This window comes from Streptomyces sp. NPDC001530 (genome assembly GCF_042894545.1).
Taxonomy (GTDB): Bacteria; Actinomycetota; Actinomycetes; order Streptomycetales; family Streptomycetaceae; genus Streptomyces.
Genome location: NZ_JBIAVS010000010.1, coordinates 153,460 through 165,553, shown reverse-complemented (window position 1 = coordinate 165,553; position 12,094 = coordinate 153,460). Strand labels below are relative to the sequence as shown.

Annotated in this window: 14 protein-coding genes and 1 pseudogene; 7 read left to right on the top strand and 8 right to left on the bottom strand. The window is 70.9% G+C overall.

The features are described from left to right. Positions 1–284: 284 nt before the first annotated feature. Positions 285–653, bottom strand: a complete 369-nt coding sequence (locus ACFY0T_RS21725; RefSeq protein ID WP_388872848.1) for a low affinity iron permease family protein — start codon at positions 651–653, stop codon at positions 285–287. Here ACFY0T_RS21725 and ACFY0T_RS21720 point away from each other — a divergent pair. Both ACFY0T_RS21720 and ACFY0T_RS21715 read left to right on the top strand, forming a co-directional pair. Next, the gene (locus tag ACFY0T_RS21720) at positions 652–1,068 is read left to right on the top strand and encodes a CinA family protein (RefSeq protein WP_388872845.1); all 417 of its coding nucleotides are present in this window, start codon (positions 652–654) and stop codon (positions 1,066–1,068) included. The two genes, ACFY0T_RS21725 and ACFY0T_RS21720, sit on opposite strands and share 2 nt — an antisense overlap. Further along, positions 1,025–1,324 (top strand): CinA family protein, encoded by a 300-nt coding sequence (locus tag ACFY0T_RS21715; RefSeq protein WP_388872842.1) that lies wholly within the window; start codon positions 1,025–1,027, stop codon positions 1,322–1,324. Before ACFY0T_RS21720 ends, ACFY0T_RS21715 begins: the two co-directional genes overlap by 44 nt. 51 nt (positions 1,325–1,375) lie before the next feature. On the opposite strand, the gene ACFY0T_RS21710 is transcribed toward ACFY0T_RS21715, so the two are convergent. The 5 genes from ACFY0T_RS21710 to ACFY0T_RS21690 all read right to left on the bottom strand — a co-directional run bounded on the left by ACFY0T_RS21710 (position 1,376) and on the right by ACFY0T_RS21690 (position 4,887). Beyond that, positions 1,376–1,660, bottom strand: a complete 285-nt coding sequence (locus tag ACFY0T_RS21710; RefSeq protein ID WP_388872840.1) for a CsbD family protein — start codon at positions 1,658–1,660, stop codon at positions 1,376–1,378. 144 nt (positions 1,661–1,804) lie between these two features. After that, the gene (locus ACFY0T_RS21705; protein WP_388872837.1) at positions 1,805–1,996 is read right to left on the bottom strand and encodes a CsbD family protein; all 192 of its coding nucleotides are present in this window, start codon (positions 1,994–1,996) and stop codon (positions 1,805–1,807) included. Positions 1,997–2,203: 207 nt separating this feature from the next. Beyond that, complete coding sequence (gene rocD / locus ACFY0T_RS21700; protein ID WP_388872834.1) at positions 2,204–3,442, bottom strand: ornithine--oxo-acid transaminase; 1,239 nt, start codon at positions 3,440–3,442, stop codon at positions 2,204–2,206. Further along, complete coding sequence (ddaH, locus tag ACFY0T_RS21695) at positions 3,439–4,260, bottom strand: dimethylargininase (protein ID WP_388872831.1); 822 nt, start codon at positions 4,258–4,260, stop codon at positions 3,439–3,441. Before ddaH ends, rocD begins: the two co-directional genes overlap by 4 nt. Before the next feature lie 123 nt (positions 4,261–4,383). Beyond that, positions 4,384–4,887, bottom strand: coding sequence for an Lrp/AsnC family transcriptional regulator (locus ACFY0T_RS21690; RefSeq protein WP_388872828.1), 504 nt, complete (start codon positions 4,885–4,887; stop codon positions 4,384–4,386). 123 nt (positions 4,888–5,010) lie between these two features. On the opposite strand from ACFY0T_RS21690, the gene ACFY0T_RS21685 reads away from it, so the two are divergent. The 4 genes from ACFY0T_RS21685 to ACFY0T_RS21670 all read left to right on the top strand — a co-directional run bounded on the left by ACFY0T_RS21685 (position 5,011) and on the right by ACFY0T_RS21670 (position 9,365). Continuing rightward, on the top strand, positions 5,011–5,766 hold the full coding sequence (locus ACFY0T_RS21685; RefSeq protein ID WP_388872826.1) for a LytR/AlgR family response regulator transcription factor: 756 nt from the start codon (positions 5,011–5,013) through the stop codon (positions 5,764–5,766). A 10-nt stretch (positions 5,767–5,776) separates the two neighbouring features. Next, positions 5,777–6,136, top strand: a complete 360-nt coding sequence (locus ACFY0T_RS21680; RefSeq protein WP_388872823.1) for a hypothetical protein — start codon at positions 5,777–5,779, stop codon at positions 6,134–6,136. 147 nt (positions 6,137–6,283) lie between these two features. After that, complete coding sequence (locus tag ACFY0T_RS21675; protein WP_388872820.1) at positions 6,284–8,026, top strand: cation acetate symporter; 1,743 nt, start codon at positions 6,284–6,286, stop codon at positions 8,024–8,026. A gap of 133 nt (positions 8,027–8,159) precedes the next feature. After that, positions 8,160–9,365, top strand: a complete 1,206-nt coding sequence (locus ACFY0T_RS21670; protein WP_388872817.1) for a sensor histidine kinase — start codon at positions 8,160–8,162, stop codon at positions 9,363–9,365. 21 nt (positions 9,366–9,386) lie between these two features. On the opposite strand, the gene ACFY0T_RS21665 is transcribed toward ACFY0T_RS21670, so the two are convergent. Both ACFY0T_RS21665 and ACFY0T_RS21660 read right to left on the bottom strand, forming a co-directional pair. Continuing rightward, the gene (locus ACFY0T_RS21665) at positions 9,387–9,545 is read right to left on the bottom strand and encodes a hypothetical protein (RefSeq protein ID WP_388872814.1); all 159 of its coding nucleotides are present in this window, start codon (positions 9,543–9,545) and stop codon (positions 9,387–9,389) included. Positions 9,546–9,638: 93 nt separating this feature from the next. Beyond that, the gene (locus tag ACFY0T_RS21660) at positions 9,639–11,732 is read right to left on the bottom strand and encodes a protein kinase (RefSeq protein ID WP_388872811.1); all 2,094 of its coding nucleotides are present in this window, start codon (positions 11,730–11,732) and stop codon (positions 9,639–9,641) included. Positions 11,733–11,787: 55 nt separating this feature from the next. On the opposite strand from ACFY0T_RS21660, the pseudogene ACFY0T_RS21655 reads away from it, so the two are divergent. Further along, positions 11,788–12,094 (top strand): annotated as a pseudogene (locus ACFY0T_RS21655) (hypothetical protein); the annotation flags it as partial.

Below are 12,094 nucleotides of genomic sequence, written 5' to 3'. Positions count from 1 at the left end.
GCGAGTCGGAACACCGCATTCGAGCACTCGACGAGTCCGCGCTGAGGGATCTGCTGGAACACGAGCGTCAGCACGGGCAGCGCACGCCCGTCGTGGAAATGCTCACCTCGCGGCTTCACCAGCTCGCGGCGGGCGCCGAGCCCACCGGCGGCGACCCGACCGCCACCGCTCCGCGACCAGGACCGCCGCCGGGCGGCTCCCGACTCTCGATTCCGTACACGAGACCCGTCAGATGGGGGAGCCGGACGCGGTGCTCCGGGCCGGGACGAGAGCGACCCGGACGCTCAGATCTCGTCCTCCATTCGGATCACGGACTTGAGGTCCTCGTGTGCCTTCCCAGGCTCACCTGTCTGCGCTTCGAGCAGGGCGGCGGCGAGGGCGTCGAGCTTGCGCTGGATCGCTCTCTCGGCCCGTAGTTCCGAGTTCTTCAGCAAGGCAAGAAGCAGCAGTGTCACCGCTGTCATGGCATCGCCCGCGAAGAGGACCCACTTCAATTTCAGTCCGGCGAGCTCTACGGCGACGGTCAGCGCAACCAGCCCGAGGCAGAACGCGAAGAACGCAGGTGAGCTGGTCAGCTTCGAAGTGGACTCCGCAAGCTGTTCGAACCTTCCGCGTTTGTCTCCGCCGCGGTCGGCGGGGTGCTGAAGAGTCATGGGGCCCGCTCCTGCACTGCTGGTGAGGTCTTGCGGTGTTGGGGGCAATCGGGCCACAGACCGGGCGACAGAGGAAAACCCCAGAGGCCAGTTCCAGCAGGCGATATGTCCGTACGGCCTTCACGCTGTGAGAGTGCACAGCAACCCTTCCCCCTTCGGCCCTGCGGAGGGTAACCGCGGCCTGACCCAGGCGGAGCTGCTCGCGCGCCAGTTGCACACCGCCCTGGCAGCGGCCGGGCACACCGTGGCGGTGGCCGAGTCGCTCACAGCGGGCCTGCTCGGCGCCACACTGGCGGACGCGCCCGGGGCATCGAAGACCTTCCTTGGCGGGGTGATCGCACGCCACCGAGATCAAGGCGTCGGTGCTGGGCGTGGAGCCTGGGTTGCTGGCCTCGCACGGCGCCGTCCACCGTGATGTCGCCGCCCAGATGGCGCAGGGGGTACGGCAGCTCATGGACGCCTCGTACGGCCTGGCCACGACGGGAGTCGCCGGTCCGGAGCCTCAGGACGGCCAGGAGATCGGAACGCTGTTCGTCGCCGTCTGCGGACCGTGGGGCACGGTCGTCGACGAGCCGCACACCGATGATGCCGACGTCGGAGGAGCGATCCGGCAGACTGCCGTGATCGCGGCCCTGGAACTGCTCCGCGATCATCTGCGCCCGCCGCAATGACACAGATGGCGCCAGTCACCGGGGCGAGCCGGGCGGGTCGTACGCCCAGGGTCAGTGCCCGGTCCGCTTGCGGAGCTGGTGGGCCGCCTTTTCGGTCATCTCGTGCGCCCTCGCGCGCAGCTGTTCTCCACGGCCGGACCGTTGCATGGATTTGTCACCCAGGGCCTTGCCGAGGGTCTCCTTCATCTTGCCCCTGATCCGGTGCACCTTCGCATGGCCCTTGGCCATCACAATCGCCGTCCTCTCGAAGACGTCGGGGAACGCGGCGCGTCCAGAACCGACACGTCCCTCTTCACCGTGCGCCCGTCCGCGCGGCACGGCAACCGGCACGGCCATCTGGAGCGATTGCGGACGCAGGGTGGTCAGCAGAGGTGAAACACGCGTTCAGTCCGCGTCCTGGCACACAGGGCGAGCACGTGCCGGCCATCCTGCTGGGTGAGGGGGTTCCCGCGACTGCGGGGACCCCCTCACCACCCGTGCTCAGGTGCGGTCGCGCTTGGCGGAGCGCCCAGCTTCCTTGATGCGCTCCTGGGTCTTGCCGCTGACCTTCTTGGCTTCGCCGCGTGCCTGTTCGAGCTTGCCCTCGATCTCGGTCTCGCGGTCGCCCGTGACCTTCCCGGTCATCTCCTTGGCCTTGCCCTTCGCCTTGTCCATGCCGCCTTTGCCGGCCATGGCTCCTCCTCTGGGGTGAGGTCGTTTGCCCGCCCAACGTAAAGGGAAGCCGGAGGCGTCGCCCGCCGGAGCGTCACGTTGCGTAGTCAGGCTGCCGCGCCGGCCTCGGTATCTCGGCCGCCAGGATTGCTCCGCCCCGGCCGTGGTGACGCCCGTACGCAAGGACATCACCACGGCGCTCTGGTTACTGCGGCTTCCCGACCGGTGTCAGACCCCTTGCGTCAGGACCTTCTCCAACGCCCCTAGTGCCGACCGGAGTTCCTCGCCTGTGATGGTCAGCGGTGGGGCCAGCCGGATCGTCGAGCCGTGGGTGTCCTTGACCAGGATCCCTTCGCGCATCAGGCCCTCGCTGATCTCGCGGCCCGTGCCGATGGCGGGGTCGATGTCGACGCCCGCCCACAGTCCGCGCGAGCGGAAGCCCTCGACGCCGTTGCCCACGAGTGCGGACAGGCCGCCTCGCAGGACCACGCCCAACTCGGCTGCCCTGCGCTGGTATTCACCGGTCTCCAGCAGCCCGACGACGGCCGAACCGACCGCTGCGGCGAGCGGATTGCCGCCGAAGGTCGAGCCGTGCTCGCCGGGCCGCAACACCCCGAGCACGTCTCGGCGGCCGACCACGGCCGAGACCGGCACGATGCCGCCGCCGAGCGCCTTGCCGAGCAGCAGCAGGTCCGGGACGACGTCCTCGTGATCGACGGCGAGCGTGGTGCCCGTGCGGCCGAGGCCCGACTGGATCTCGTCCGCGATGAACAGACAGCCCGTGCGGCGGGTCAGTTCGCGTACGCCGGTGAGGTAGCCGTCGTCCGGGATCATCACGCCGGCCTCGCCCTGGATGGGCTCGATCAGCACGGCCGCGGTCGTCTCGTCGACCGCCGCTTCGAGCGCGGCGAGGTCGTTGTACGGGACGACGCGGAAGCCGGGGGTGAAGGGGCCGAAGCCGGTGCGGGCCGTCTCGTCCGTGGAGAAGCTGACGATGGTGGTCGTACGGCCGTGGAAGTTGTCGGCGGCCACGACGATGGTCGCCTGATCCGGGGCGACGCCCTTCACCTCGTACGCCCATTTGCGGGCCACCTTGATGGCGCTCTCCACGGCCTCCGCGCCCGTGTTCATGGGAAGGACCATGTCCTGTCCGGTCAACTCGGCCAGGGATTCGGCGAATTGGGCCAGCTGGTCGTTGTGGAAGGCGCGCGAGGTGAGCGTCAGCCGGTCGAGCTGGTGGTGTGCCGCCTCGATCAGCACCGGGTTGCGGTGGCCGAAGTTGAGCGCCGAGTAACCCGCGAGCATGTCCAGATAGCGGCGGCCCTCGACATCCTCGACCCAGGTGCCCTCGGCGCGGGCGACGACCACGGGCAGTGGGTGGTAGTTGTGCGCGAGGACGGGCTCCTCGGCACGGATGAGGTCGGCGGAGGTGCGCGTACGGGCAGGAATACGGGTGGGTGCCGTCATGAACGGATCTCCTGAGTGCAGCACTTGATGCCGCCGCCGGCCTTGTGGAACTCCGAGAGGTCGACGGGGACGGGGACGTAGCCGTGGCGTACGAGCTGGTCGGCGAGGGCTTCGGCGCGCGGTGCGATGAAGACGTGGCGGCCGTCGGAGACGGAGTTGAGGCCGAAGGCCATGGCGTCCTCGCGGGTGGCGATCACCGCGTCCGGGAACAGCCGCGCGAGCACTTCGCGGCTGCCCGGCGAGAACGCGTCCGGGTAGTACGCGATGTTTGCTTCGTGCCCGTCGTCCAGGACGAAGAGTGCCGTGTCCAGGTGGTAGAACCGCGGGTCCACCAGTTGGAGGCTGATCACCGGGACGCCGAAGAACTCCTGCACCTCGCGATGGGCCTCGGGAGTCGTACGGAATCCGGTGCCCGCCAGGACGTAGCGGCCCGTCGGGACCAGGTCGCCCTCGCCCTCGCACACCGACTCGGGGCGGTAGACGTCGAAACCGGCCGCTTTGAACCACGTCTCGTACGCGGTGGACTCGGGACGGCGCTGCGGAGCGTGGAAGAGCGAGCCGAAGACACGGCCCGCCAGGACGAGCGCGGAGTTCGCCGCGAACACCATGTCGGGGAGGCCGGCGACGGGCTCGACGGAGTCGACGGTGTGACCGTGGTCGCGGTAGGCGCGGATCAGCGCCTGCCACTGGCCGCGGGCCAGATCGATGTCCACGGGGGTGTCGGGATGCATCCAGGGATTGATCGCGTACTGCACGGCGAAGTGTCTGGGTTCGCAGACGAGGAAGCGCCGGGGGCGCGGCACACGGCTGTCGGGCACAGAGAGATACCTCCGCTTCCTGCGGTGTCGACTGGGGGTGCCTCCACGGTAGGAAACGGGGGATACGGGCGACAAGCGACGAGAGCTGCGCGTATACGCAGTATTGCTGCGTGCCGGACTGGGTCAGCGCACGTTTCCTGCGTCGTCCGGGGCGGCGTGGGTGGCGCCGGCTTCCGGTGCCTCGGGCAGCAGGTGGGACAGCACCATGTAGCTGATCGTCTTCCGGATGAACGGCTCGACGCGGATCCGCTCCAGCACCTCCTCGAAGTGCTCCACGTCGGTCGCCCGTACGTGCAGCAGCGCGTCCGCGCCGCCGGTCACGGTCATGGCCGCCGTGATCTCCGGATGGTTGCGGACCACTTCCGCGAGCCGCCGGGGCGGCGCCGCACCCTCGCAGTACACCTCCACGTACGCCTCCGTACGCCAGCCGAGCGCCGCGGGCTTCACCGTGGCCGTGAACCCGGTGATCACGCCGGTCTCGCGCAGCCGGTCGACGCGGCGTTTGACCGCGGTGGCCGACAACCCGATCGTCGCGCCGATCTCCGCGAAACTCGTCCTGGCATTGGCCATCAGGGCCGTGATGATCTTGCGGTCGAGGTCGTCGAACATCGCGGGCTTGCTGTTCATGGCGGCACTGTATCCAGCGCGCCGCCCACGCTCCGTCCGGCGCAGCATCCCTGTCGCATCCAGCGGCAACGTCCACGCCCCGCACATGTCCAGGCGTACGAATCGCTCTTACACTCCACTCTCATGCTGCGCGCGCTCGCCGTCGACGACGAACAACCGTCCCTCGAGGAACTCCTCTATCTGCTGAACGCCGATCCCCGGGTCAGCAGCGCCGAGGGCGCGAGCGACGCGACCGAGGCGCTGCGCCGGATCAACCGGGCCCTGGAGTCCGGACCCGACGGGCCCGAGGCGATCGACGTCGTCTTTCTCGACATCCACATGCCGGGGCTGGACGGGCTCGACCTGGCCCGGCTGCTCACCGGGTTCGCCAAGCCGCCGCTGGTCGTCTTCGTCACCGCCCACGAGGGCTTCGCCGTGCAGGCCTTCGACCTCAAGGCCGTCGACTACGTCCTCAAGCCCGTCCGCAGGGAGCGGCTCGCCGAGGCCGTCCGGCGGGCCGTCCAACTCCGGGACACCGCACCGCTCATCCCCGTGCACGAGCCGGACCCGGACCATATATCCGTCGAACTCGGCGGGGTGACCCGCTTCGTGGCCGTCGAGGACATCACCCACGTCGAGGCCCAAGGCGACTACGCCCGCCTGCACACCGCCCAGGGCAGTCACCTCGTACGCATCCCGCTGTCCACCCTCGAAGAACGCTGGCGCTCCCGCGGCTTCGTCCGCATCCACCGCCGCCACCTGGTCGCGCTGCGCCACATCGGCGAGCTGCGCCTGGACGCGGGCACGGTGAGCGTCCTCGTCGCCACCGTCGAACTCCAGGTCAGCCGCCGGCACGCGCGCGAGCTGCGCGACCTGCTGCTGCGCCGGACCACGAGCTGAGGAGGTCGGCGTGCCACAGGACCCTGCCGAACGCCGGGTGGTCGTCACCGGAGTGCCCCGGCGCACCCGCCGGACCTCCGGCTACTACCGGCCCAGGACCGAGATCGACGAACAGACCACGCTCGGCCACACCTATGTGCGGTCCCTGATGCGCAGTCAACTACGGGCAGCGCTCGTGGTGTTCGCCGTCCTGGTGCTGCTCGTCGGCCCGCTGCCCCTCGTCTTCGCCGCGATGCCGGACGGCACGAGCCTGGAGTGGGCGGTGCTCGGATTCTGCGTGTACCCGCCGCTGGTGCTGCTCGCCCGCTGGTACGTACGCCGGGCGGAGCGCAACGAGAAGGACTTCGTGCGGCTGGTCGAGGACCGATGAGGGGCACGGCGTGAGGTACTGCGCGACGGATTTGGAACAGTGCGAAGGCGCGAGGGGCTTCGACCGGTGTGCAGGTGCGACAGGCTTCGACCGCTGTGAGGGTGTGAGGGGCTTCGACCGCTGTGAAGGTGAGAGGGGCTTCGCTCGATGAACGAGAACTACGCCGTCCCGGCGGTCGCCCTCGTCGTCGTCGCGACCGTCCTGGTCGGCGCCTTCGGCCTGCGCATCTCCCGGACCACCTCCGACTTCTACGTCGCCTCGCGCACCGTGGGGCCCCGGCTCAACGCGGCCGCGATCAGCGGCGAGTACCTCTCCGCCGCCTCCTTCCTCGGCATCGCGGGCCTCGTGCTGGTCCAGGGCCCCGACATGCTCTGGTACCCCGTCGGGTACACGGCGGGCTACCTCGTCCTGCTCCTCTTCGTCGCGGCCCCGCTGCGCCGCTCCGGCGCCTACACTCTGCCCGACTTCGCGGAGGCGCGGCTCGGCTCACACGCCGTGCGGCGCCTCGCCGGTGCCTTCGTCGTCGGGGTCGGCTGGCTGTATCTGCTGCCCCAGCTGCAGGGCGCGGGGCTGACGTTGACGGTGCTGACCGACGCGCCCGACTGGTTCGGCGGGGTGCTCGTCGCCGTCGTCGTGGTCGCCACCGTCGCTGCGGGCGGCATGCGCAGCATCACCTTCGTCCAGGCCTTCCAGTACTGGCTCAAGCTCACCGCCCTGCTGGTCCCCGTGCTCTTCCTGGTCCTCGCCTGGCAGGCCCACGGGGCACCCCGCGACGCCTTCGACGAACCGGCGACCTTTCGCGAACAGCGCGTCGTGCGCGTCGACGACACCCTCGACCTGAAACTCTCCCGGCCGCTGGGCGTCACGACCACCGGCACCGTCGACGGCCGCCGCTACGACGACGAGCGCGTCCGACTCCCCACCGGCGTCCACCACATCGAGCGCGGCACCCGGCTGACCTTCACCAAGGGCGATCCGGTCCCGGTGGCCGACCGTGGCAGCAACGGCGGCATGTCGACGTCGCTCGCGGCCGGGCGCGAGGAACGCCCGCTGTACGCCACGTACGGACTGATCCTCGCCACCTTCCTCGGCACGATGGGACTGCCGCACGTGGTCGTCCGCTTCTACACCAGCCCGCACGGCGTCGCCGCCCGCCGCACCACGGTCGCCGTGCTCGGACTGATCGGCGCGTTCTATCTCCTCCCGCCCGTCTACGGGGCGTTGGGCCGGCTGTACGCCCCTGAGCTCAGCCTCACCGGGGACGCGGACGCCGCCGTACTGCTGCTGCCCGACCGGATGATCGGCGGGCTCGGCGCGGATCTCCTGGGCGCGCTGGTGGCGGGCGGGGCCTTCGCCGCGTTCCTGTCGACAGCGTCCGGGCTGACCATGGCGGTGGCGGGCGTGCTCACGCAGGACGTCCTGCCCTCCCGCGGGGTACGGCACTTCCGGCTCGGCACGGTGCTCGCGATGGCGGTGCCGCTCGCGGCGAGCGTGCTGGTGGGCGGGTTGCCGGTCGCCGACGCGGTGGGGCTCGCGTTCGCCGTGTCCGCGTCCTCCTTCTGCCCCTTGCTGGTGCTCGGCATCTGGTGGCGCCGGCTGACCCCGCCGGGCGCGGCCGCCGGGATGCTCGTCGGGGGCGGCTCCGCACTGGTCGCGGTCGGCGCGACCATGGCCGGCTACCCCGGCACGGGCTCCCTGCACGCGCTCCTCGCCTGGCCCGCCCTGTGGTCGGTGCCCCTCGGATTCGTGACGATGACGCTGGTGTCGCTGGCCACACCGGGCCGGGTACCGACCGGGACGGCGGCCATCCTGGCACGCTTCCATCTCCCAGAGGAACTGGCCGGCGACCAGTCACGCGCCGCGATGAACGCGAGGGAGGTCGAGGCGTGAGGGGGAGGGACGAGGGGCTGGGCGGGACGGGGACCGGCGGGGGCCGAGGCGTGAGGGGGACCGGCGGGGGGCGGCGGGCGCGGGGGATTGGCGAGGGGCGAGGCGTGTGTGGTGTCTCGAGGGAGGTGGCGGTATGAGTGGATTCCTTGCCGGGCTCTGTGTTGCCGTGCTGCCGCTGCTCGCGGCCGGTTTCTGGCTCGGCCGGCGCACCGCGCGGCCCGAGAGCCTCGGCGGCCTCGGCACCCCCGTCGAGCACGCCACCTTCCAGACGCTGCACACCGCCTCGCTCGCCGCACCCCCGCTGCGCGCGGGCCTCACGGAGGAGACGGCCGGCCGGTCCGCACGCCGGCTGCGCACGCTGCTCGGCACGGACGCGCTGTGCCTCACGGACCAGGAGACGGTCCTCGCCTGGGACGGTGTCGGCGCACACCATCGCACGGAGATCATGGAACGGCTCGGCGGCCCGTTGGAGACCGGCCGCGGCGAGGCCTTCCGGCTGACGTGCGACGTACCGGACTGCCCGCTGCGCTGGGCCGTCGTCGCCCCGCTCACCGTCGACGAACGGGTGCACGGGGCGCTCGTCGCCTGCGCGCCCCGCGAGTCCGCCGTCCTCGTACGGGCCGCGGGCGAGGTCGCCCGCTGGGTCTCGGTCCAGCTGGAACTCGCCGACCTCGACCAGTCCCGTACGCGTCTGATCGAGGCCGAGATCAAGGCACTTCGCGCCCAGATATCACCGCACTTCATCTTCAACTCGCTCGCGGTGATCGCCTCGTTCGTCCGCACCGATCCCGAGCGCGCCCGTGAACTGCTCCTGGAATTCGCCGACTTCACCCGCTACTCGTTCCGCCGGCACGGCGACTTCACCACGCTCGCTGACGAACTGCACGCCATCGACCACTACTTGGCCCTGGTCAGGGCCCGCTTCGGGGAGCGCCTGTCGGTCACCCTGCAGATCGCGCCCGAGGTGCTGCCGGTCGCGCTGCCCTTCCTCTGTCTCCAGCCCCTGGTGGAGAACGCCGTCAAACACGGCCTGGAGGGCAAGACCGACAAGAGCCACATCAGCATCACCGCGCAGGACGCGGGCGCCGAGGCACTGGTCGTCATCGAGGACAACGGCGCCGGAATGGACCCCGACCGGCTGCGCCGCATCCTGGCCGGGGAGGTCAGCCCCTCCGGCGGCATCGGACTCTCCAATGTCGACGAACGACTGCGTCAGGTGTACGGGGACGACTACGGCCTCGTCATCGAGACCGCCCTGGGGGCGGGCATGAAGATCACCGCCCGGCTGCCCAAGTACCAGCCGGGCGTGCACTCGGCGGGACGGCTGCCCAGGGAGTGAGGGGCGCCCACGGATCGGGCGTCAGGTACTGCGCGACGCCACCATGCCGAGTGTGATCAGGCCGAGGACGACCCAGCCGAACCACAGCCAGCCGTTGCTGCCGAGCGCCACCGTGTAGGCCGTCACCACGACGAGCCCACCCATGGTGATCACGCCCATCGTCTTCGTCGAACCGGGCATCGCAGCACCCTCCTTTAGGCGGGTCCGCGACGCGGGCCGTGGCCTTGGGCCTATTTTCACCCGGAGGGAGGAGGTTCGCCAGGGCCGGGCGTTCTACTCGTTGCTCTCCGGCGGGCGTTGCCCCTGTTCCAGACTGCAGACCACCAGGTAGTGCCCCTTGGCCCACAGACCTTTGCTGCGCAGGCCATGACTCCAGTAGGTGTGGGGGCTGACTTTGTAGCGCTCCGGTGGGGCGTCGACCGCGCACTGGTCGTTCGCCTGGGCCTCGGCGTCCTTGCCGGGCACGTAGGGCTTGACTTGGGTGATCTGGACGATCTGTCCCACATGCGCCTTGTCACAGGCGACCAGCTCGAAGTGCGTGCTGACGCGTGCGTCACCGCCCACGTGACCGAGGCAGTCGTCCCGCTGCATCTGGGTCGCGTCCTCGAAGGTCATCCCGTACGGGCGGAGGTTCCCGAGCGGGCCGTACACCGGCCCCCACTTACCGGCCAGCAGACACGCGACGGTGCCGCCGGTCGCGTCGAAGCCCTCACGGGTGGGCACGACGGCCATGCTCTTCACGTTGAACGCGAGTTTGTCCGCGGTGTCCTTGGTCCGCTCCTGACACTGGTGCGCACCGTCGCGGCGGGCGGCCTCGTACGAGGGAGCCTTGTAGACGTTCATCACCTGCGCGTCGGGGCGGCCGTCCTTGCACGTGGGATCCAGTTGCAGACGCGGGACTTGGGCAGCGGTCCACAGGGGCGGATCGCCCAGGACGCAGTCGCCCTGACGGAGCGGTTCGGAGAGCCCCACTTCGGCGCCGTACGGCAGCTCGGCCCTGTGCGCCATCGCGTACCAGACCCCGCCGGCCGTCAGCCCCAGCGCGAGGAGCACCGCGGCCACCGCCTGCAGGGCACGCGGGCGCTTGCGCCGCCGCCGGCCGGGACCGGTACCGGGGACCGGGGTGGCGGGCCCCGCGTACCAGGGCGGGCCGAAACCCTGGCCGGGCTGCGGCGTGCTCGGCGCCGACCGGCCGAATTCCTGCCGCGGCTGCGGGGTGTAGGCGCTCGATGCGTGGGCGGTGGGTGCGTATGGGCCCTGCCCCTGGGCGGTGGGTGCGTACGGGCCCGGTGCTTGGGCGGTGGGTGTGTACGCGGCCGGCGCGGCGAAGCCCTGGTCCTGGGCCGGGATGCCGGAACCCGTTGCCGTGGGTGTGTACGCGGCCGGCGCGGCAAGGCCCTGGTCTCCCACCAGGTTGCCGGAACCCGCTCCGTCGGAGGTGACGAGCCCCGCCCAGGGCGGCTGCGAGCCCGTGTCGACACGGGTCGGCGGATGCGGCTCGGGCGTGATGATCCGCGCCAGCGCCGCCGCCGCGTCCTCCGCGGTGATCCGCTGAGCGGGATCCTTGACCAGCAGCGCTTCGACGACCGGCCACAGCGCCCCGGCCCGCCGTGGCGGCGGTGGCTCCTCCAGGACCACGGCGGTGATGGCCGCGAGATCGGTGTCGCGGTCGAACGGCCCATGGCCCTCCACACCGAAGTACAGGGTGCAGCCCAGCGAGAACAGGTCGGCCGCCGCGGTCGGCGGCCCGCCCGTGGCTCGCTCCGGCGCCAGATAGCCGGCCGTGCCCACCAGGATGGACGTCCGAGTCCAGCGGGTCTCGGGGGAGTCCGGCTGGACGGAGATGCCGTAGTCGGTGAGCAGGATCCGGGCGCCCGGCGTGCCCGTGCGGTCCGGGGCGAGCAGGATGTTGGCGGGTTTGACGTCCCGGTGCATGATGCCGCGCTCGTGCCCGGCGGTCAGCGCGTCCAGCACCGCGAGGCCGATGCGGGCGCACTCGGCGGGGGCCAGCGGACCGCGCCGGGCGAGCCAGGCGCGCAGATCCGCCGCGCCCGCCACGTACTCCATCACGATCCACGGCAGGCCCTCGTGCTCCAGGACGTCGTGCACGGTCACCACATGCGGGTGGCCCCGCAGCACCGCCGCGTGCCGCGCCTCGGCACGGGCGCGCGCGATGCGGGACTCGTGGTCCTCACCGCCCTCCGGCATGGTGCGGAACCTGATCTCCTTGAGCGCGACATCGCAGTCGAGCCGCTGATCGTGGGCGAGCCAGACATGACCCATCCCACCCGAGCCGACCTGGTCCAGGAGCAGATACCGGCCGGCGATGATCCGGCCCACTCCCGACTGCGGTGATCCTGGTGCCATCCGGTTGCTCCCCGGGTTCTGCGCTGGTTCGTACGCGGATCAGGACGTGCCTCCGGTGAGCCCACCGGAGTCGGTCGCGTCGGTCGCGGAGGAGGGGGCATCGGGCGCGGAGTCGCCGGCGCCGGGATCGACCGAGGAGGATTCGCTCGACCCCGGTGGGTCGCCGGCCGTCGGCTCGGTGGAGGTCGGGCCGGTCGAGACGGACTCCGAGGGGGTGGCCGCGTCGCTCGTCGGCGTGTCGGGCGGAGTAGTGGACACGGGTGGAGAGTCCGTCCCGCCGGTTGAGGGTGTTGTGCCGCCGGTTGAGTCCGTCCCGCCGGTTGAGGGTGTTGTGCCGCCGGTTGAGTCCGTCCCGCCGGTTG